The sequence below is a fragment of the Bacillus sp. SG20033 genome (assembly GCF_044570195.1).
Taxonomy (GTDB): domain Bacteria; phylum Bacillota; class Bacilli; order Bacillales; family Bacillaceae; genus Bacillus; species Bacillus subtilis.
This window is the reverse complement of record NZ_CP172606.1, coordinates 2,835,191-2,856,527: the sequence shown is the minus strand read 5'-3', so window position 1 is coordinate 2,856,527 and position 21,337 is coordinate 2,835,191. Positions and strand designations below refer to the sequence as shown.

Below are 21,337 nucleotides of genomic sequence, written 5' to 3'. Positions count from 1 at the left end.
TAAATGATCAAACTTTTCTGAAAATTAAATGTGAAAAAATGTCCATGACTTCTGACTGACTAAAGAAACATAAAGAATAATTCCGTGTAAACCTCAAAAGATATAGGTGAGGTGAAAGCAGATGCTCCAAAAACCGGTGCAGCTTTTGTTGTGGGTGGCTATTTGTTTGCTGGTTCTGTTAACAGTCTATGTCTTTTTTATGCTTGATATGTTATGGTCACCCTTTTGGCTCGTCATAAAAACGATCTTTATTCCCTTGATCATTTCTATTTTTATATCTTATTTATTGCTTCCGGTCACGGAATGGCTGCATGGCAAAGGATTGCCTAGGACTTTGAGCATCTTGGTCATTTATGTTCTTTTTTTTGGCGGGATTGGCTGGGCGTTGTATAAAGGGGTGCCTGTTTTAATCGTGCAGCTGACGGATTTGTTAGAAAATATACCCATGTTTGCCGAAACGTATAACGGGCTTCTTCTTCATGTGCATAACCATACGGATGACTGGCCTGATGGTATGCATCACCGTATAGATAAAATGATCCGCCAGACGGAGACGTTTTTTGCGGGAACGATCGAGGGGGCGATCAGCGGGATCCGCAATGTGCTTGATTACTTCTTAATTGCTGCAACAATCCCTTTTCTCGTGTTTTATATGGTGAAGGACATTGAGTTAATGAAAAAGACAGTATGGTACTTGACTCCGAAGTCGTGGAGAAAGCGGGGCAGCGCCTTTTTGCGGGATGTGGATGATTCGCTTGGCGATTATATCCGCGGCCAGCTTTTAGTCTGCTTGATTCTTGGCGTGATTGCAGGCATTTCGTTCTGGGTATTTGGGCTTCCGTATCCGCTGATACTTGGCCTGATCTCTGGAGTAACGAATGTCATCCCGTATTTTGGCCCTTTCATCGGAGCTGTTCCTGCGTTGTTAATTGCGATGACGATCTCAGTCAAAGCTGTTCTTGTTGTGGTGATTACGGTGTTTATTTTGCAGTTTATGGAAGGAAATATCCTCAGTCCGTTCATTGTCGGCAGAAGCCTTAAAATGCATCCGGTCGTTATCATGCTTGCGCTTCTTGCCGGAGGGGAGCTTGCGGGAATTGTCGGGATGATTCTGGCTGTTCCTGCGACGGCTGTTTTAAAAGTAATGATGATCCATTTTTTGCGGATGAGGACGGAGCATTGACATCGGCGTGCCGCTTGTCTATAATTTCTCGTAGAATACATACGAATCTCGAGTGACGGATCTGAGTACGCCGAAGCCCTGTTAAAGAGAGAAGCTCCATAAGCTGAAAGGAGCTTTATCAGAAGATCGGAGGAAGCTAATCCTGAGTGCAGTTAATCACTGCCGCTTATCCTGCGTTACAGGGTTAAAGGTGACGGGCGAATGAATGCCCGTAATCAGGGTGGTACCGCGAGACAGCTCTCGTCCCTGTGTAAACGTTGGTTTGCATAGGGGGAGGGCTTTTTTGCTGTCACTGAAGAGAATTTCGATTTTTATAGAGGAGGAAATACAATGAAACACTTAACTTCTGCGGAAGTGCGTCAAATGTTTTTGGATTTCTTTAAAGAAAAAGGACATGCGGTAGAGCCAAGCGCGTCATTAGTGCCTCATGAGGATCCTTCACTGCTTTGGATCAACAGCGGTGTTGCGACGCTGAAAAAATATTTTGACGGCCGTGTCGTACCGGAAAATCCAAGAATCGTAAACGCTCAAAAAGCGATCAGAACAAACGATATAGAAAATGTAGGTAAAACTGCGCGCCATCACACTTTCTTTGAAATGCTCGGAAACTTTTCCATCGGCGATTATTTCAAAGAAGAAGCCATTACATGGGCTTGGGAGTTTTTAACGAGCGACAAGTGGATTGGCTTCGACAAAGAGTTTCTCTCTGTTACGGTTCATCCTGAAGATGAAGAGGCATATGAGTTTTGGGCGAAAAAAATCGGTATTCCTGAAGAAAGAATTATCCGTCTGGAAGGGAACTTCTGGGATATCGGTGAAGGGCCGAGCGGACCGAATACGGAAATCTTTTACGACCGCGGTGAAGCATACGGTAATGATCCAGAAGATCCGGAGCTTTACCCAGGCGGGGAAAACGACCGTTACCTGGAAGTATGGAACCTTGTGTTCTCAGAGTTCAACCATAACCCTGACGGCACGTACACACCGCTTCCAAAGAAAAACATTGATACAGGCATGGGTCTTGAAAGAATGGTATCTGTCATCCAGAATGTTCCGACAAACTTTGACACCGATTTGTTTGTTCCGATTATTAAAGCAACAGAATCGATTTCTGGTGAAACATATGGCAAAGACAATGTGAAAGACACTGCGTTTAAAGTGATTGCTGACCATATCAGAACGGTTGCCTTTGCTGTCAGTGACGGTGCGCTGCCGTCAAATGAAGGCCGCGGCTATGTATTAAGACGCTTATTACGCCGCGCCGTGCGTTATGCCAAAACGATCAACATCCATCGTCCGTTCATGTTTGATTTAGTGCCGGTTGTCGCAGAAATCATGGCTGATTTCTATCCTGAAGTGAAAGAGAAAGCGGATTTCATCGCAAAAGTCATTAAAACCGAGGAAGAACGCTTCCATGAGACCCTTAATGAAGGGCTTGCGATCCTGTCAGAAATGATCAAAAAAGAAAAAGACAAGGGCAGCAGCGTTATCTCAGGTGCTGATGTGTTTAAACTGTATGATACGTATGGATTCCCGGTTGAATTGACTGAAGAATACGCAGAAGACGAGAACATGACGGTTGACCATGAGGGCTTTGAGGAGGAAATGAACCAGCAGCGTGAACGGGCAAGAAACGCCCGCCAGGATGTCGGCAGCATGCAGGTGCAGGGCGGCGCACTGCGTGACGTGACAGATGAAAGCACATTTGTCGGCTACTCTCAAACCAAAGCTGATGCCAATATCATTGTGCTTCTTCAGGACGGCCAATTAATTGAAGAGGCTCATGAAGGAGAAAGCGTTCAAATCATCCTTGATGAAACACCGTTCTATGCAGAAAGTGGCGGCCAAATCGGCGATAAAGGCTATCTCCGAAACGAGCAGGCCGTTGTAAGAATTAAAGATGTTCAAAAAGCGCCGAACGGCCAGCATGTGCATGAAGGTGTTGTAGAGAGCGGTACTGTTCAAAAAGGCCTGCATGTTACGGCTGAAGTTGAAGACCATATGAGAAGCGGCGTCATTAAAAACCACACGGCAACGCATTTATTGCATCAGGCTCTAAAAGATGTTCTTGGAACTCATGTCAATCAGGCGGGCTCTCTTGTAACGGAAAACCGTCTTCGTTTTGACTTCTCGCACTTTGGCCAAGTGACAAAAGAAGAGCTCGAACAAATTGAAAGAATCGTAAACGAAAAGATCTGGGCGAGCATCCCGGTCAGCATTGATTTGAAACCGATCGCTGAAGCAAAAGAAATGGGTGCGATGGCACTGTTTGGCGAGAAATATGGCGATATTGTCCGTGTCGTTCAAGTTGGAGATTACAGCTTAGAGCTGTGCGGCGGCTGCCATGTCAGAAATACAGCAGAAATCGGCTTGTTTAAAATCGTTTCTGAATCCGGAATCGGAGCAGGCACAAGACGGATTGAAGCTGTAACGGGACAAGGCGCTTACGTCGAAATGAACAGCCAGATTTCTGTATTGAAGCAGACCGCTGACGAGCTGAAAACAAATATCAAAGAAGTGCCGAAACGGGTCGCGGCTCTGCAGGCTGAACTGAAGGATGCACAAAGAGAAAATGAATCTCTTCTTGCAAAACTAGGCAACGTGGAAGCAGGAGCAATCCTGTCGAAAGTAAAAGAAGTTGACGGCATAAACGTGCTTGCGGCAAAAGTAAATGCAAAAGACATGAATCATCTCCGCACTATGGTCGATGAACTCAAAGCAAAGCTTGGCTCTGCGGTGATCGTGCTTGGTGCGGTACAAAACGATAAAGTTAATATCTCCGCCGGAGTCACAAAGGACCTCATTGAGAAAGGCCTTCACGCCGGCAAGCTGGTTAAACAAGCTGCGGAAGTTTGCGGCGGAGGCGGCGGAGGCCGTCCGGACATGGCGCAGGCAGGCGGTAAACAGCCGGAAAAATTAGAAGAAGCTTTGGCTTCTGTAGAAGATTGGGTGAAATCCGTTTTATAATTCGCCCATGTAGTGTAGAATGATGGTAAGATTAGGACCCCAGGCTGAACTTTGCCTGCGAATTTGGGAAAGAGGTGCAAAACGGTGAGCTCGTTTGATAAAACGATGAAATTTAATTTCTCCGATGATTCTGCTGAGACTAACGTAAATGAGGTGCTGATTACAGTGTATGACGCGCTTCAGGAAAAGGGCTACAATCCAATCAACCAGATTGTCGGATACTTGCTGTCAGGTGATCCCGCTTATATTCCTAGGCATCGTGACGCTCGCAATTTAATTCGCAAACTTGAAAGAGACGAATTAATCGAGGAATTGGTAAAGTCTTATTTAGAACAGCATAAAGAGGCGTAAATAAAGAATGAGAATATTAGGACTCGATTTAGGAACCAAAACACTCGGTGTAGCTCTGAGCGATGAAATGGGTTGGACTGCTCAAGGCATTGAGACCATAAAGATAAATGAAGCAGAAGGCGATTATGGTTTATCCCGTTTATCTGAACTGATAAAGGACTATACTATAGATAAAATCGTGCTCGGCTTTCCTAAGAACATGAACGGAACAGTCGGCCCGAGAGGCGAAGCCAGCCAAACATTTGCGAAAGTGCTTGAAACAACGTACAATGTTCCTGTTGTGCTGTGGGACGAGCGTCTTACCACAATGGCGGCTGAAAAAATGCTGATTGCAGCTGACGTCAGCAGGCAAAAACGAAAAAAAGTCATTGATAAAATGGCGGCTGTTATGATTTTACAAGGATATCTTGACAGCTTAAATTAAAGCCAGAGGTGAAGAAAATGGAACACGGCGAAAAAAATATTACAATTGTTGACGATCAAGGAAATGAACAGCTTTGTGAAGTGCTGTTTACATTTGAAAACGAAGAGTTTGGCAAGTCTTATGTCTTGTACTATCCAATCGAATCAAAAGATGACGAAGAAGTAGAAATTCTTGCTTCCAGCTTCACGCCAAACGAAGACGGTGAAAACGGTGAGCTATTCCCGATTGAAACTGACGAAGAATGGGATATGATCGAAGAAACATTAAACACATTCTTAGCGGACGAAGACGAAGAGTAAAACATCGCGCCAAACCAAAGCCGGAGCTATACTGCTCCGGCTTTTTTCTGCTTTATGCAGGCCTCTTTTTGTAATAAATTGCCGAAATACAATGAATCATGTAGTATAAGAGCTGATGGGAGGAGACCTAATGTATATCAATCAGCAAAAAAAATCGTTTTTTAATAAAAAAAGAATCATACTGTCTTCCATTGTTGTGCTGTTTCTCATCATTGGCGGGGCATTTTTATATGGGAAATCATTGCTTGAACCTGTTGAAAAAGACAGTAAAACGACAGTTAATATTAACATTCCGAGCGGTTCGTCTGTTTCAGCCATCGCATCGATATTAAAGAAAAATGATGTCATAAAAAGCGAGAAGGCGTTTCAGTACTATGTGAAATATAAAGGTGCTTCCGGGTTTCAGGCCGGATTCTACCATCTGAATAAAGGTATGGATTTAGATGCCATTATTCAGAAGCTGACAAGCGGGGCTACAGGTTACGCTTTTCAAATCACAGTGACTGAGGGAGCACAGCTGACCCAAATCGCGGCTGCTATTGCTGATGAAACAAAATACTCTAAAAAACAAGTCATAGCGAAGCTGGACGATGAAACATTTATCAATCAGCTGAAGAAAGAATTCCCGGACACTGTGACAAATGATGTTTTCAATAAAAACATTAAGCACCCGCTTGAAGGGTACCTATTCCCGGCTACATACCCTTTTAACGATCCGGACACATCACTTGAAGACATTATCAAGGCAATGATTAAGCAGACAAATTCTTATGTGGAAACATATAAATCAGAAATGAAGAAAAACAAAGTTTCTGTGCATAAGCTGCTGACAATGGCTTCTTTGATAGAAGAAGAAGCGACTGAAAAAGCCGACCGCCATAAAATTGCGAGCGTCTTTTATAACCGCCTGAAAAAGAAAATGCCGCTCCAAACAGATCCGACCGTGCTGTACGCGGCAGGCAAGCATAAAGATCGGGTTCTTTATAAGGACCTGGAAATCGATTCACCATACAATACGTATAAAAACACAGGGCTGACGCCAGGGCCGATTGCCAATGCCGGTATGTCGTCATGGGAAGCGGCGCTGCATCCGGATAAAACGGACTATCTGTATTTCTTGGCCAAATCAAATGGTGAGGTCGTATTTACAAAAACGCTAAAAGAGCATAATAAAGCAAAAGAAAAATACATTTCCTCAAAAAATGAGAAATAAAAGGAGAGCAAAAAGCTCTCCTTTTGTTCGCTTTCCGCAAGGTTTTATGATAAAATATATCGGGTTGTTTACCGATGTATCATGATGTATTCAGAGAGTGTCCTGCGCATAAGACTGGGGCACTCCTTTTTAGAACGGGAGGCTGTTTGTAGTGACTGACCGGTATGAACAAATAAATGACTATATAGAAGCATTATTAAAGCCTCGGCCGGATAACGTGAAGAAGCTTGAAGCATATGCAGAAGAACATCATGTCCCGATTATGGAAAAAGCGGGCATGGAGGTGCTGCTTCAAATTTTGTCTGTGAAACAGCCGAAAAAAATACTAGAAATCGGAACGGCCATTGGTTATTCAGCCATTCGAATGGCGCTGGAGCTGCCGTCTGCTGAAATATATACAATTGAACGCAATGAGAAACGGCATGAAGAAGCGGTAAACAATATCAAGGAATTTCAGCTTGATGACCGGATTCATGTTTTTTACGGAGATGCGCTTGAATTAGCCGACGCCGTTCATGTAACCGCGCCTTACGATGTCATTTTTATTGACGCTGCAAAAGGTCAGTATCAAAACTTTTTTCATTTATATGAACCGATGCTTTCACCGGACGGGGTGATTATAACAGACAACGTGCTGTTTAAAGGTCTGGTGGCAGAGGATTACAGCAAAATAGAACCGAAGAGAAGGCGCAGGCTTGTAGCAAAAATTGATGAATATAATCATTGGCTGATGAATCATCCGGATTATCAAACTGCGATTATTCCTGTCGGGGACGGACTTGCGATTAGTAAAAAGAAGAGGTGAACGTCATGAAAAAACCAGAGCTCTTAGTGACGCCGACGAGTACGGCTGACATTTTGCCGCTCATACAGGCTGGGGCAACTGCGTTTTTAGTTGGGGAACAGAGATACGGCTTGAGATTAGCCGGAGAATTTTCTCGTGAAGATGTAACAAAAGCCGTAGAGATTGCTCACAAAGAAGGGGCAAAAGTATACGTTGCTGTAAATGCAATTTTCCATAATGATAAAGTGGGTGAGCTTGGCGAATATCTGGCTTTCTTAGCAGAAGCCGGTGTCGATGCAGCGGTATTCGGCGATCCTGCCGTGCTGATGGCTGCCCGTGAATCTGCGCCTGATCTGAAGCTTCATTGGAGCACAGAAACGACAGGCACCAACTATTATACATGCAACTACTGGGGACGCAAGGGTGCGGCGCGTTCTGTGCTTGCCAGAGAATTAAACATGGACAGCATTGTTGAGATTAAAGAAAATGCTGAAGTCGAAATTGAAATTCAGGTGCATGGAATGACGTGCATGTTCCAATCGAAGCGTTCTTTGATTGGAAACTATTTTGAATATCAGGGCAAAGTCATGGACATTGAAAGAAAGAAAAAAGAATCAGGCATGTTTTTACACGATAAAGAACGCGATAATAAATATCCGATTTTCGAAGATGAAAACGGCACTCACATCATGAGCCCGAACGATGTGTGCATCATTGATGAGCTCGAGGAATTGATAGATGCCGGAATTGATTCTTTCAAAATCGACGGTGTTTTGAAAACGCCTGAATACCTAATAGAAGTCACCAAAATGTACAGAGAAGCAATTGATTTGTGCGTGGAAAACCGTGATGAATACGAAGCGAAAAAAGAAGACTGGATCGAACGCATTGAAAGCATCCAGCCAGTAAACAGAAAAATTGATACCGGATTCTTCTTCAAGGAAACGGTTTATTAATCAAAAGGAGGTTAAGCTATGACTGCCGTAAATGATAAAATATCCACAATCGTTAATGGAAAGCGTGTGATTACGAAAAAGCCGGAGCTTCTCGCACCTGCGGGTAATCTTGAAAAGCTGAAAATCGCTGTTCATTACGGAGCGGACGCGGTCTTTATCGGGGGACAGGAATACGGGCTGCGCTCGAATGCCGATAACTTTACGATCGAAGAAATTGCAGAAGGCGTTGAATTCGCAAAGAAATATGGCGCGAAGATCTACGTAACAACGAATATTTTCGCTCATAATGAAAACATGGACGGGCTTGAAGACTATTTAAAAGCGCTTGGAGACGCCAACGTTGCCGGTATTATTGTGGCAGATCCGCTTATTATTGAAACATGCCGCAGAGTGGCGCCGAATGTTGAGGTTCACTTGAGCACACAGCAGTCTCTTTCAAACTGGAAGGCTGTCCAGTTCTGGAAGGAAGAAGGTCTCGACCGCGTCGTGCTGGCACGTGAAACTAGCGCTCTTGAAATCAGAGAAATGAAAGAAAAGGTAGATATCGAAATCGAATCCTTCATTCATGGCGCAATGTGTATCGCATATTCCGGCCGCTGTGTGCTGAGCAATCACATGACAGCGCGGGATTCCAACCGCGGAGGCTGCTGCCAGTCATGCCGCTGGGACTATGATCTCTACCAAACAGACGGTGCCAACGCCGTTGCTTTGTATGGTGAAGAAGATGCACCATTTGCGATGAGCCCGAAAGATTTGAAGCTGATTGAATCCATTCCGAAAATGATCGAAATGGGAATAGACAGCTTAAAGATTGAAGGCCGCATGAAATCCATTCACTATGTAGCAACTGTTGTCAGCGTATACCGCAAAGTAATCGATGCTTATTGCGCTGATCCAGAGAACTTTGTGATTCAAAAAGAATGGCTTAAAGAGCTGGATAAGTGCGCCAACCGGGACACTGCGACAGCTTTCTTTGAAGGAACGCCAGGCTATGAAGAGCAAATGTTCGGCGAACACGCCAAGAAAACGACATATGATTTTGTCGGCTTAGTGCTGAATTATGATGAAGATACACAAATGGTCACGCTTCAGCAGCGCAATTTCTTCAAAAAAGGCGACGAAGTGGAATTTTTCGGTCCAGAAATCGAAAACTTTACACATACGATTGAAACCATTTGGGACGAAGACGGAAATGAGCTAGATGCTGCCCGCCATCCCCTGCAAATTGTCAAATTCAAACTAGACAAAAAGATTTATCCGAGCAACATGATGAGAAAGGGGAAGTAACAGCCCATGGGTAAGAATCCAGTAGTCATTGGAATCGCAGGAGGTTCCGGTTCAGGAAAAACGAGTGTCACACGGTCCATTTATGAACAGTTTAAAGGACACTCAATTTTAATGATCCAGCAGGACCTTTATTATAAAGACCAAAGCCATCTTCCGTTTGAAGAAAGGCTGAACACAAACTACGATCATCCGCTTGCGTTTGATAATGACTATTTAATCGAGCATATTCAGGATCTATTGAATTACCGCCCGATTGAAAAGCCGATTTATGACTATAAGCTTCACACACGTTCAGAAGAAACGGTTCACGTAGAGCCAAAGGATGTTATTATCCTTGAAGGCATTCTTGTTCTTGAAGACAAAAGGCTTCGTGATCTGATGGATATCAAGCTTTATGTTGATACGGACGCCGACTTGCGTATCATCAGACGGATTATGAGAGATATTAATGAGCGCGGACGCTCTATTGATTCTGTCATTGAACAATATGTGTCAGTGGTCCGTCCGATGCATAACCAATTCGTCGAGCCGACGAAACGATACGCTGATATTATTATCCCGGAAGGCGGTCAGAATCACGTCGCAATTGATCTGATGGTCACAAAAATTCAAACCATTCTTGAACAAAATGCGATTTTGTAATACCATAGCATAGACATAAATAACTCTGACCATATTATGTATAGGCAGGAAGGGAATGTGCGAATTCCCTTCTTTCCCTGTTTATAAACGCGAAATATTTGCAGAACGACACGATTCAGTTTAAGATAAACAGTACCTATATGGGAGAGAAGAACGAGGACTGCCCTGTGTTCTCATTCTTGTATTTTTTAGTTTATGCTCTCATACATAATCGAAGATGTTGAGGGACAACCAGAAGGAGTGAAGGGACATGGCACAAGAGAAAGTTTTTCCTATGACTGCAGAAGGAAAACAAAAACTTGAACAAGAATTAGAATATTTGAAAACGGTTAAACGAAAAGAAGTAGTAGAGCGAATCAAAATTGCGAGAAGCTTCGGAGACCTTTCCGAGAACTCTGAATACGATTCAGCGAAAGAAGAGCAGGCATTTGTAGAGGGCCGCGTGACGACTCTTGAAAATATGATTCGCAATGCGAAAATCATTGAAGATGACGGCGGCTCTAACGTTGTCGGTTTGGGTAAAACCGTCACTTTCGTCGAACTGCCTGACGGTGATGAAGAATCATATACGATCGTCGGAAGCGCGGAAGCTGACCCGTTTGAAGGGAAAATCTCAAACGATTCACCGATCGCAAAAAGCCTCTTGGGCAAAAAAGTAGATGAAGAAGTCACAGTACAAACACCGGGCGGAGAAATGCTCGTGAAAATTGTGAAAATTTCATAATATCTGTTTAGCAGCGAAACACCTCGTCCACAATGTGGGTGAGGTGTTTTTTTATGAAGATATCGAAACGAATGAAGCTGGCAGTCATCGCTTTTTTGATTGTATTTTTTCTGCTTCTGCTGAGGCTTGCGGAAATCCAGCTGTTTTTCACAGAATCATTTTCTAAAAAGAAAATTAATTTGATTCAAGAAAGTGTGAAACAGCGGACGGAGGAAGTGCTCATTTCAGATGGAAGAGGCTCTTTTTTAGATCGAAACGGGCGGGCGCTGACAGGACAAAGCGAGCCCGCGGTTGTTTTGTTCCCTTTTCTGCTGACGCAGGATTGGCCGATCAAAAAAGTTGCGGACATCCTCGGCATGTCTGAAGATAATTTGCGCCAGACACTAGGTCAGGCAAAAAAACCGGTCATTTTGCAGCAAAAGAAAATCAAAACACTTTCAAAACAATCTATCACAAAAATCAATTCTTTGAAATATCCCGGCATTTACGGCGTATATATGGAGAATGAAGACAAGCCCAGCCTTGCTTCACATACGATAGGGAGCACGAACCAAGATCCGGCGTTGCTTCGCAAGAAATATCCTGACAAGGAAAGCCTTCCGATTACAACAGAAATCGGAACAACCGGTTTAGAACGGACATTTGACGAGTTTTTGCTTCCGGAACAAGACACAAAGCTTTTATATCATGTGGACGGAAAAGGAAACCCTTTGTTTGGCATGGACGTCAAATATACAGCTGAAGCCAATACATTTTATCCGCTCCAGGTCAAAACAACGATCGATCAAAGCATTCAAAAAGCGATGGAGGAGGTATTGGATGAACAGGGGCTGAAAAAGGGAGGAGCTGTGCTGCTGGACATCGAAAATAGCAGTGTTCTGGGAATTGTAAGCAAACCAGATGCAGACGTGTCCCGGCAAAACACACTTCAAAATTATATGCTGACGCCAATCTATCCCGGATCAGTTTTTAAAACAGTCATTGCCGCAGCTGCAATCGAAAATAATATGGTGAAGCCTAGTCAAACCTTTAATTGCAATTTAAACCTGTACGGGGAACCGGGGGACGACAAAGGAACCTTGTCTTTTGATGAAAGTTTTGCCCAAAGCTGTAATTACACATTTACGAGTCTTGCAGAACAATTAATGAAAAAAGACAGCTCGGTTATTGAAGATATGTCCGAGAAGCTGGCTCTCACTGATCGGGCAGGCTGGGAGGGAAAACTGTACCACGAAACCGATTTCCGCCAGCTGTATAACGAAAAAAGCGGCGTGATTTGGGGGGATGAAAAAGACAAAACAGTCAAAAAAGCCATTGCGCAAACAGCAATCGGGCAGAAAAATGTAAAGGTAACGCCGCTGGAGGTAGCCAATATGATGGCGACAATCGCCCGCGGCGGAGAAAAACGGCAGGTGAAAATTGCCGAACAAATTGAGTATAAGAACGGCACAACGCTCGTTACGTTTAAAGATCAGAAGCTCAAAGGGGAAACGATAGACAAATATACGTCACAGCAGCTTCAAAAAATACTGCGGCGGGTGGTAGAATCTCCTTCCGGAACGGGCAGAAGGTTTCAAGATCTTCCGTATACTGTAGCAGGGAAGTCGGGCACAGCCCAAACAGGCAAGCTTTCAAAAGAGAAGGAAACGCTCTATGAAAAATGGTTTGCCGGATATTTTCCCGCGGATAAGCCGAAATACGCTCTGGTTGTTTTACACATGGATACACCGGGAGATAAGGCTCTGACAAATTCGGTGTTTTATGATATTGTTAAAAAAGTACACGAAATTGAAATCAATCAGAAATAGAACAACTTCTCAGCACATGTTAAAATATATGCTGAGCCAAGAGGGATAAAGGAGTGCAGAATTATTGAGCAATAATCAATCTCGTTATGAAAATCGTGATAAACGCAGAAAAGCCAATTTAGTGCTTAACATTTTAATCGCAATCGTATCCATACTAATTGTCGTAGTAGCAGCGAATCTCTTCATTAACAGTCCTTCTAGCAAAGATGTCAGCAAGGATTCTGAAACGGCGCAAAAACAGGAATCTCCGGCTTCAGGAAAGACGGAAAAGAAATCGGATGAGGATATAAAAGACAGCAAGAAAGATACATCTGACAGCGAAAAGGATTCTGAGAAGTCTTCTGACTCTGATTCCAAAAAAGATGATTCTTCTTCTAAAAAAGATGACTCTGATTCAGATTCAAGCTCAGATTCAGCCGATGACGGGCTTAAAGATGCAAAAGTAACAGAAGGCGGCTCATCGAGCGATGTGGAAAAAACGTATGAAAATCCTGACTGGAAAGCAGTCGGAACTGAGCAGACTGGCGAGCATGCCGCTACTTATGATTCAAGCTCACAAGACTGGGCTGAGATGCTGAAAGCCATTTCGTACGCAACTGGTGTCTCAACAGATAACATGACGGTGCTCTGGCTTGGAAATAACGGCAGCCCTCAGGATGCCAAAGGCAAGATTTTGGACAAGGCGACTGGGAATAAATATCAAGTCACGATTACATGGGTCGATGAAAAAGGCTGGAAGCCGACAAAAGTAGAAAAGCTAAAATAAACAAAAGCAGCCGGGTTACAACCGGCTGCTTTTGTTTTAGGCTTCAGCTGCGAAATGAACCACCGCGCTGTACAATATTCTTCCTTCTGCCACAGCAGTTTGGTGTGAAACAGATTTCACCCGGAGCATGATGGCTTTATTGTTTTCAATTTGTGTATTGATTTTCTTTTCAAGCTCCTGCAATGAAGCCGCTTCAAAAAATTCCACTTTGTCTTTAATCAGATCTAATTGAAAATTCATGTCTTGACCCTCCAGCTTTCACAAGTCATATGAAGTATAAGCTTTTTTGCGGTCAATGCGCAATATAAGATGGCATAAAATACACAAAGTGTTTTAGTACCTGCTTTTCAGAAGATGTGGTATTATAGGAACTGTTCCATCATTAATTCATAGTATGCTTATAGGAATTATTAAATATGGAGTGTGACAAATATGGGACGTGAATTTATCCCTCTCTTTGAAGATTGGGCAGCAACTTATGATCAAACAGTACAAGGTTTAGATATTCAGTATAAAGAAGCGTTCAGAGGCTACGATCATATCCTTGATGCCATCGTCAGCAAATCTGGAACGCATGTGTTAGAATTTGGCCCGGGGACAGGGAATTTGACGGCTAAGCTGCTCGATGCAGGCAAAACTGTATTTGGAATTGAACCTTCTCCAGCAATGCGTAAACTGGCTTCTGACAAGCTTTTAGGCAGGTCGGAAATCGTTGATGGAGACTTCCTGACATTCCCTGAGCCGCCATTTCAGGCTGATACAATTGTCAGTTCATATGCTTTTCATCATTTGACTGACGAAGAAAAGCGGGCTGCCATAAAGCAATATGGCAAATACCTTCACTTGCATGATAAAATAGTGTTTGCCGATACCGTCTTTGAAGATGCGCAAGCGTATCAACAGGCTATCGATAAAGCCCGTTCTCAAGGCTTTTATCAGCTTGCAAATGATTTAGAGACAGAGCATTATCCTACATTGGATGCGTTGAAAGAAATGTTTACAGCTGAAGGTTTTGCAGTCCGATTCACTCAGCAAAACGACTTCGTGTGGATAATGGAGGCGATCAAACGGTAAAGTGAAGGGAATGTGAATAGATGAGACTAGCAGTCATCGGAGCAATGGAAGAGGAAGTTACCATCTTAAGAGACAAACTTGAAAATGCAAAAACAGAAACGATCGCACACTGTGAATTTACAACAGGCGAATATGAAGGAACTGAAGTGATTCTTTTAAAATCAGGAATTGGAAAAGTAAATGCTGCTATCAGCACGACGCTTCTGCTTGACCGTTACAAGCCTGATTATGTCATTAACACAGGCTCAGCCGGCGGATTTCATCATACATTGAATGTAGGGGATGTCGTTATTTCCACTGACGTTCGCCACCATGATGTAGACGTAACGGCTTTTGACTATGAATATGGCCAAGTGCCGGGTCTTCCGGCTGCTTATGCGGCGGATGAAAAGCTGATCAGCATCACTGAAGAAGCGGTATCTGAACTCGACGGCATTCAGGTTGCAAAAGGAACAATTGCAACAGGCGATTCTTTCATGAACGATCCGAAGCGGGTTGAAGAGGTGCGTGCGAGATTTTCTGATCTGTACGCGGTTGAAATGGAGGCTGCGGCAGTTGCTCAAGTGTGCCATCAATTTAAAACGCCGTTTGTCGTCATCAGAGCGTTATCTGATATTGCAGGAAAAGAATCACATGTTTCATTTGACCAATTTTTAGAGCAGGCGGCTGTCCATTCAACAGAGCTTGTGTTAAAGGTGATCAAACGAATTCATTAAAACGGGGAGAATGTTCTCCTCCGTTTTTTCTAAAAACAACCTCTAATTAGGAGGAGGACATATATGACAGTGATTACGGACATTACCGAGCTGATTGGGAATACACCGCTTCTCCGCTTGAAGAACTTTGATGTTCCAGAAGGAGTCGCGGTGTATGCCAAGCTTGAAATGATGAATCCAGGGGGAAGCATCAAAGACAGACTGGGAGATATGCTGATTCGTGACGCGCTCGATTCAGGCAAAGTGAAACCCGGCGGAGTGATTATAGAAGCTACGGCAGGCAATACAGGGATCGGCCTTGCGCTGAGTGCCAGAAAATATGGGCTGAAAGCGATTTTCTGTGTCCCTGAACATTTCAGCAGAGAGAAACAGCAAATTATGCAAGCGCTTGGCGCATCAATCATTCATACACCGCGTCAAGACGGAATGCAGGGCGCCATTCAAAAAGCCATTCAGCTGGAGACTGAAATTGAAAATTCTTATTGCGTTTTGCAATTTAAAAACCGAGTAAATCCATCGACTTACTATAAGACGCTTGGGCCTGAAATGTGGGAAGCGCTTGACGGGAATATTCATACATTTGTCGCAGGGGCAGGATCAGGGGGCACGTTCGCAGGAACAGCTTCCTTCTTAAAAGAAAAAAATCCAGCAGTCAAAACGGTGATTGTTGAACCGGAGGGCTCGATTTTAAACGGAGGAGAGCCCCACGCTCATAAAACAGAGGGCATCGGCATGGAGTTTATCCCCGATTATATGGATAAGAGCCATTTTGACGAGATCTACACCGTAACAGATGAGAATGCGTTTAGACTTGTGAAAGAAGCGGCAGAAAAAGAAGGACTGCTGATCGGAAGCTCTTCAGGTGCAGCGCTTTATGCGGCATTGGAGGAAGCGAAAAAAGCATCCGCTGGAACTAACATTGTCACAGTATTTCCTGACAGCAGCGATCGATATATCAGCAAACAAATATACGAAGGAGGCATCTGATATGAAGAAAAAAACATTGATGATACATGGCGGAATCACAGGTGATGAGAAAACAGGCGCAGTTTCCGTGCCGATTTATCAAGTAAGCACGTACAAGCAGCCGAAAGCAGGGCAGCATACAGGCTACGAGTATTCAAGAACGGCCAATCCGACTCGAACCGCTCTCGAAGCACTTGTGACAGAACTGGAAAGCGGGGAAGCAGGCTATGCGTTCAGCTCAGGAATGGCTGCCATTACAGCAGTTATGATGCTGTTTAACAGCGGAGATCATGTCGTGTTGACTGATGATGTGTACGGCGGAACATACCGTGTGATGACAAAGGTGCTTAACCGTCTTGGCATTGAATCAACATTTGTTGATACGAGCAGCAGGGAAGAAGTTGAAAAAGCGATTCGCCCTAATACAAAAGCCATTTATATTGAAACACCGACAAACCCGTTGCTCAAAATCACCGACTTGACGCTCATGGCTGATATCGCAAAAAAAGCGGGTGTTCTGCTTATCGTAGACAACACCTTTAACACTCCTTATTTTCAACAGCCGCTTACTTTAGGCGCTGATATCGTACTTCACAGTGCGACAAAATATCTTGGCGGACACAGTGATGTCGTCGGAGGTTTAGTTGTGACAGCTTCGAAAGAGCTTGGAGAAGAGTTGCATTTTGTGCAAAACTCCACAGGCGGCGTGCTAGGCCCTCAAGATTCCTGGCTGTTAATGAGAGGAATCAAAACGTTGGGACTCAGAATGGAAGCGATCGATCAAAATGCGCGGAAAATCGCAAGCTTTCTTGAGAATCACCCTGCTGTCCAAACGTTATATTACCCTGGTTCTTCAAATCATCCCGGACATGAGCTTGCAAAAACGCAAGGATCGGGCTTTGGCGGCATGATCTCCTTTGATATTGGCAGTGAAGAACGGGTTGATGCGTTTTTAGGAAATCTGAAACTGTTTACCATTGCTGAAAGCCTGGGGGCGGTTGAAAGCTTAATTTCTGTTCCGGCAAGAATGACACATGCCTCTATTCCGAGAGAACGCCGGCTTGAGCTCGGCATTACGGACGGCTTGATCAGAATTTCTGTAGGAATTGAAGATGCGGAAGACTTGTTGGAAGATATCGGCCAAGCGCTTGAAAATATATAACAAATGGATAGAATTACTTTCTCTGTAAGCCGCCGGATTATATTATAATAGTCGTATACTATGAATCTGGCAGGTGATTCTTTTGCACAAAAATAGAATGAAATCTTTAAAAGAAGACTACAAGCATTTTGCTTTTACATTGCTTGCAGTCAGCACTTTTTTATATATAGGCGCAGTTCTCCCTGATCAAGGCTTAACATTAGGCCAGAAATCGACTATGTTTTTAGCGGATTGCGTATTTTTAGCCGGTGCCTTCTTTTGCGCTGACCGTTCACTTATTTACAAGAAGCGTTTGGAAGAAGCCGACGAATAAAAAACAGCCATCATCAAGAGATGGCTGTTTTTTGTTATTTTTCTCGAAGTTCTTTTCCCATGCCTTTTAAAAACTGAAGGCCGAAGCCGACGGCTCTGTTGATGTCAGGATCGTTCATTGCTTTTAACAGGTCGAGAATCCCGACTTTCTTGTCTTCTTTTAAAAAGCTTTGTGCTTGTTCAGTCCCAGCCATTACGCTTTCTAAAAGCTTTGCTGTAAACTCAGGATCGGCTTTTGTCAATGCGCCTCCGGCGGCCATCATCGTGTTGATGAGGTTGGTGACAGGCTCGCGGGAAACTTGGCCAAGCGCAATCTTGGCAATGTCTTCCTTCGCTCTGAGCATGCTTGTTGCCGCATCAAAAATTCCAAGATCATTGAGTTCATTCATTAACGTCATCGTTTTAGAGACGGCGTCCTCATTTTCCGCCAGCAGCTCTTTCAGTTCTTCTATTTTTTCAAGCTTAATTTGCTCAGCTGTTTTTGTTTCTTTTTTGATCGTCGTAATCGGAGTGGCCATTCGTTTTCCTCCTATCGTTTAATCAGTCAGATGGACATAGCCAGGGCGGTTCCATTTTCTTTCTGCTTCGACTCCGTTTTGCGGATGCCGTTTTTTGTTGCGCGGATTTGTTTTTGGAAGCGGCGCTGTTTCACAGCCGCCAAGCACTTCCATGCGGACCTTTGTCTGTTTATAAGCAGGCGTGTTCGTCCGTTTATCAGCTGCAGGGCCCGTCAAGAAGTTAATCGCTGACTCCTTGTCTGTCGAGTTCATTGGCAAATAGAGTTCATTTTTCCGTACCCGGTCTGTGATCAGCGCGTTCAATTTGACTGCTCCGAACGGAGAAACGAGCCGTACAAGCGAACCGTCACAAACACCTCGCTCTTGTGCAAGCTCAGGTGAGATCTCAACGAATACATTCGGCACTTTCGCTTGGATGCCTTTCGATTTATTTGTCATGTTTCCTTCGTGGAAATGCTCCAGCATCCGGCCGTTATTGATATGAAGGTCATATTCCTCCGGAAATGCCGCTGGCTCGGTCCAATCAGAAAGGGCAAAGCGGGCTTTTTTGTCAGGAAAATTAAATCCGTCTTCATACAGAAGCGGTGTGCTTTCACCTGTGAAGCTGCCCCATAGGAAGCTGTTCCAGCCTTCTAGCACCTCATAGCTTGCTTTGGCAAACAGAGGAGAAAGACTCGCCATTTCAGAGAAAATGTCACTTGGATGGCTGTAATTCCAATTCGCTCCTAAACGGTTTGCCACCTCTTGAATAATCCACCAGTCCGGTTTTGCGTCACCGAGCGTCGGAAGCGCCTGATACAATCGCTGCACACGGCGTTCTGTGTTGGTAAATGTTCCGTCTTTTTCAAGTGAAGGAGTGGCCGGCAAGACGACATCAGCATATCGAGCTGTTCTTGACAGGAAGATGTCCTGTACCACGAAGAAATCAAGGCTTGATAAAATATCATGCACATGGTTCGCGTTTGAATCGACCAGTGCCATATCCTCACCGACAAGATACATAGCTTTCATTTTTCCTTCTTCAATGGCATGAAGCATTTGAATATTATCTAAACCAGGCTTTCCATCAATCTCGACACCATATGCCTCTTCAAATTTAGCGCGGGCTTTGTCATCTGTAATATGCTGATATCCCGGCAGCCAGCCAGGCAATGTTCCCATATCACAAGCGCCTTGCACGTTATTGTGTCCGCGCAGAGGATAAGCGCCGGCACCTGGACGGCGATAGTTGCCCGTAGCGAGAAGCAGGTTTGAAATGGCTGCTGATGTATCAGAACCGCCTGTATTTTGTGTGACACCCATTCCCCAAAGGACACAAGTGCCGTCAGCATCACGAATCATTTCAGCAATTTGAATGATGTTTTCTTTTGAAAGGCCTGTGATGCGTTCTGCATAATCAAGCGTATACGTTTTAAGGGTTTCTTTATAATCTTCAAAGTAATTGACGTTCTCATCAATAAACGCCTGATCGTGCCAGCCTTGGTCGATCATATATTTCGTAACAGCCATCAGCCAAACTTGGTCTGTGCCTTGTTTAGGGCTGATGAACAGATCAGATCGCTCAGCCATCTCATTTTTACGCAGGTCAGCAACAATCAGTTTTTGACCGTGGAGCTTGTGTGCCCGTTTGACGCGTGTTGCGAGCACTGGGTGTCCTTCCGCCGGATTGGCACCGACAATGATGACCAGGCCTGCTTTGGCAATATCTTTAATCGTGCCGGCGTCACCGCCCATGCCGACAGTGCGGAACAATCCGTCTGTAGCAGGAGACTGGCAGTAGCGTGAGCAGTTATCGACGTTGTTTGTTTCAAATACCTGACGCGCTAGTTTTTGAATGACGTAGTTTTCTTCATTCGTAATTTTAGAAGAAGAAATAAACCCGACAGAGCCTTTACCGTACTGCTCTTTAATTAATCCTAATCTGCTTGCGACAAGATCGAGGGCTTCTTCCCAAGAAGATTCCACAAAGGCTCCGTTTTTACGGATTAAAGGTTTTGTGATCCGCTCTTTTGAATTGACAAAATCCCAGCCGAATTTCCCTTTGACACATGTGGAAATCGCGTTAACCGGAGCATCAGAAACAGGCTGGATCTTTAAAATATCCCGTCCTTTTGTCCATACTTCAAATGAACACCCGACACCGCAGAACGTACATACAGTTTTCGTTTTTTTCGTTCTTGTTTCACGCATTGCCGCTTCGACTTCAGAAATGGCAAAAATGCTGCCATACCCCGGTTCAACATTTTTCACGAGATCAATCATCGGTTCCATGACGTCCTCTTTAATGCCTGTCATAAAACCAGCCTGCCCGAGCATTGATTTTTCCATCAGTGCATTACATGGACATACTGTTACACACTGACCGCAGCTGACACAGGAAGATTCATTGATCGGAACTCCCTCATCCCAAATGACGCGAGGGCGTTCGCGTTCCCAGTCGATTGAGAGTGTTTCATTTACCTGAAGGTTTTGACAGACCTCAACACACTGGCCGCAGGCAATACATTGGTTTGGATCATAGCGGTAAAAAGGATGAGACATATCAACCGCGCAAGAAGGATCTTCTTTTGGCGTGTATGGGTATTTTTGATGCTCGATCCCCATCATTTCCGCTGTATTATGCAGCGTACAGTTTCCATTGTTGTTATCGCAAACTGTACAATACAGCAAATGATTCTCAAGAAGGCGGTCCATCGCTTCGGTTTGCGCTTCTTTCACTCGATTTCCTGAAAGATCAATAGACATCCCGTTTTCTGCAACCGTCGCGCATGAACGAACCAGCTTGCCGTTTGCCTCTACTATGCAAGTATCACAAGTTTGAATCGGGTCAACCTCTGGTACGTGGCAAATCTGCGGGTACTCAATTCCGTTTTCATTTAAAATATCTAAAATTGTGGCCCCTGCTCGTGCTTGAATTTCTGTTCCGTCTACACGGACACTGATCGACTTACCGTCCATCATATTCATATTCCCCTCCATCTTTCTTTCAAGAAGTCAAAAAAAGCCATGTATAGATACACCTGCCCTTAATTCTAAGAAGGTGTAAACACACATGGCGGAATAGTTCACTAGCAAGTCTTACTAACAGACCAATCCTTGATTTTTATAAAACGATAGACTCATAACAAGATCCTATTACAAATCCATCAACACTGCTTTTATTATAATGTGATATTTATTATAAT

The 21,337-nt window shown here is 44.1% G+C and carries 21 protein-coding genes; 18 read left to right on the top strand and 3 right to left on the bottom strand.

The genetic code is table 11. From position 1 onward, the window contains the following. Nucleotides 1-121 precede the first annotated feature (121 nt). The 13 genes from ACFVP7_RS15170 (at nucleotide 122) to ACFVP7_RS15110 (ending at nucleotide 13,404) form a co-directional block, all read left to right on the top strand. The gene (locus ACFVP7_RS15170) at nucleotides 122-1,183 is read left to right on the top strand and encodes an AI-2E family transporter (RefSeq protein WP_396582418.1); all 1,062 of its coding nucleotides are present in this window, start codon (nucleotides 122-124) and stop codon (nucleotides 1,181-1,183) included. A gap of 330 nt (nucleotides 1,184-1,513) precedes the next feature. Next, nucleotides 1,514-4,150: an alanine--tRNA ligase gene (alaS, locus tag ACFVP7_RS15165; protein WP_396582416.1), complete on the top strand. Its 2,637-nt coding sequence runs from the start codon at nucleotides 1,514-1,516 to the stop codon at nucleotides 4,148-4,150. Nucleotides 4,151-4,234: 84 nt separating this feature from the next. Continuing rightward, nucleotides 4,235-4,501 carry an IreB family regulatory phosphoprotein gene (locus ACFVP7_RS15160; RefSeq protein ID WP_003225903.1) on the top strand — a complete coding sequence of 89 codons (267 nt, stop codon included), beginning with the start codon at nucleotides 4,235-4,237 and terminating at the stop codon, nucleotides 4,499-4,501. Nucleotides 4,502-4,508: 7 nt separating this feature from the next. Next, nucleotides 4,509-4,925, top strand: coding sequence for a Holliday junction resolvase RuvX (ruvX, locus tag ACFVP7_RS15155; RefSeq protein ID WP_003229795.1), 417 nt, complete (start codon nucleotides 4,509-4,511; stop codon nucleotides 4,923-4,925). Nucleotides 4,926-4,942: 17 nt separating this feature from the next. Beyond that, the gene (locus ACFVP7_RS15150) at nucleotides 4,943-5,224 is read left to right on the top strand and encodes a DUF1292 domain-containing protein (protein ID WP_003246199.1); all 282 of its coding nucleotides are present in this window, start codon (nucleotides 4,943-4,945) and stop codon (nucleotides 5,222-5,224) included. Between the two features lie 130 nt (nucleotides 5,225-5,354). Continuing rightward, a complete protein-coding gene (gene mltG / locus ACFVP7_RS15145; RefSeq protein ID WP_003229799.1) occupies nucleotides 5,355-6,437 on the top strand; it encodes an endolytic transglycosylase MltG in 1,083 nt (360 codons plus the stop codon). A 151-nt stretch (nucleotides 6,438-6,588) separates the two neighbouring features. Further along, nucleotides 6,589-7,242, top strand: coding sequence for an O-methyltransferase (locus tag ACFVP7_RS15140; RefSeq protein ID WP_014480416.1), 654 nt, complete (start codon nucleotides 6,589-6,591; stop codon nucleotides 7,240-7,242). Nucleotides 7,243-7,247: 5 nt separating this feature from the next. Then, entirely contained in the window at nucleotides 7,248-8,177 is a 930-nt protein-coding gene (locus ACFVP7_RS15135; protein WP_015714428.1) for a peptidase U32 family protein, read from the top strand. Nucleotides 8,178-8,195: 18 nt separating this feature from the next. After that, complete coding sequence (locus ACFVP7_RS15130) at nucleotides 8,196-9,464, top strand: U32 family peptidase (RefSeq protein ID WP_396582414.1); 1,269 nt, start codon at nucleotides 8,196-8,198, stop codon at nucleotides 9,462-9,464. Nucleotides 9,465-9,470: 6 nt separating this feature from the next. Beyond that, nucleotides 9,471-10,106, top strand: a complete 636-nt coding sequence (udk, locus tag ACFVP7_RS15125) for a uridine kinase (RefSeq protein WP_003225916.1) — start codon at nucleotides 9,471-9,473, stop codon at nucleotides 10,104-10,106. A gap of 250 nt (nucleotides 10,107-10,356) precedes the next feature. After that, nucleotides 10,357-10,830, top strand: coding sequence for a transcription elongation factor GreA (gene greA, locus ACFVP7_RS15120; protein WP_004399078.1), 474 nt, complete (start codon nucleotides 10,357-10,359; stop codon nucleotides 10,828-10,830). A 53-nt stretch (nucleotides 10,831-10,883) separates the two neighbouring features. Then, nucleotides 10,884-12,638 (top strand): peptidoglycan D,D-transpeptidase FtsI family protein, encoded by a 1,755-nt coding sequence (locus tag ACFVP7_RS15115; protein WP_396582412.1) that lies wholly within the window; start codon nucleotides 10,884-10,886, stop codon nucleotides 12,636-12,638. 64 nt (nucleotides 12,639-12,702) lie between these two features. Beyond that, nucleotides 12,703-13,404 carry a YrrS family protein gene (locus ACFVP7_RS15110; protein WP_015714426.1) on the top strand — a complete coding sequence of 234 codons (702 nt, stop codon included), beginning with the start codon at nucleotides 12,703-12,705 and terminating at the stop codon, nucleotides 13,402-13,404. Nucleotides 13,405-13,440: 36 nt separating this feature from the next. Here ACFVP7_RS15110 and ACFVP7_RS15105 read toward each other — a convergent pair whose 3' ends face one another. Then, nucleotides 13,441-13,644, bottom strand: a complete 204-nt coding sequence (locus ACFVP7_RS15105; RefSeq protein ID WP_014477495.1) for a YrzA family protein — start codon at nucleotides 13,642-13,644, stop codon at nucleotides 13,441-13,443. 192 nt (nucleotides 13,645-13,836) lie between these two features. On the opposite strand from ACFVP7_RS15105, the gene ACFVP7_RS15100 reads away from it, so the two are divergent. From ACFVP7_RS15100 to ACFVP7_RS15080, 5 genes are all read left to right on the top strand, one after another. Next, complete coding sequence (locus ACFVP7_RS15100; protein ID WP_326353582.1) at nucleotides 13,837-14,478, top strand: methyltransferase domain-containing protein; 642 nt, start codon at nucleotides 13,837-13,839, stop codon at nucleotides 14,476-14,478. Between the two features lie 20 nt (nucleotides 14,479-14,498). After that, nucleotides 14,499-15,194, top strand: coding sequence for a 5'-methylthioadenosine/S-adenosylhomocysteine nucleosidase (gene mtnN, locus ACFVP7_RS15095; RefSeq protein ID WP_031600735.1), 696 nt, complete (start codon nucleotides 14,499-14,501; stop codon nucleotides 15,192-15,194). A gap of 63 nt (nucleotides 15,195-15,257) precedes the next feature. Continuing rightward, complete coding sequence (locus ACFVP7_RS15090) at nucleotides 15,258-16,181, top strand: O-acetylserine dependent cystathionine beta-synthase (protein WP_014477492.1); 924 nt, start codon at nucleotides 15,258-15,260, stop codon at nucleotides 16,179-16,181. Nucleotide 16,182: 1 nt separating this feature from the next. Continuing rightward, entirely contained in the window at nucleotides 16,183-17,322 is a 1,140-nt protein-coding gene (locus tag ACFVP7_RS15085; RefSeq protein WP_017696065.1) for a bifunctional cystathionine gamma-lyase/homocysteine desulfhydrase, read from the top strand. Nucleotides 17,323-17,404: 82 nt separating this feature from the next. After that, nucleotides 17,405-17,635, top strand: coding sequence for a YrhC family protein (locus ACFVP7_RS15080; protein WP_014480408.1), 231 nt, complete (start codon nucleotides 17,405-17,407; stop codon nucleotides 17,633-17,635). A 34-nt stretch (nucleotides 17,636-17,669) separates the two neighbouring features. Here the strand turns inward: ACFVP7_RS15080 and ACFVP7_RS15075 are convergent, their stop codons facing one another. Further along, nucleotides 17,670-18,152, bottom strand: a complete 483-nt coding sequence (locus tag ACFVP7_RS15075; protein WP_014477490.1) for a DUF1641 domain-containing protein — start codon at nucleotides 18,150-18,152, stop codon at nucleotides 17,670-17,672. A gap of 18 nt (nucleotides 18,153-18,170) precedes the next feature. Then, nucleotides 18,171-21,113 carry a formate dehydrogenase subunit alpha gene (gene fdhF, locus ACFVP7_RS15070; protein WP_396582408.1) on the bottom strand — a complete coding sequence of 981 codons (2,943 nt, stop codon included), beginning with the start codon at nucleotides 21,111-21,113 and terminating at the stop codon, nucleotides 18,171-18,173. Nucleotides 21,114-21,337 lie beyond the last annotated feature (224 nt).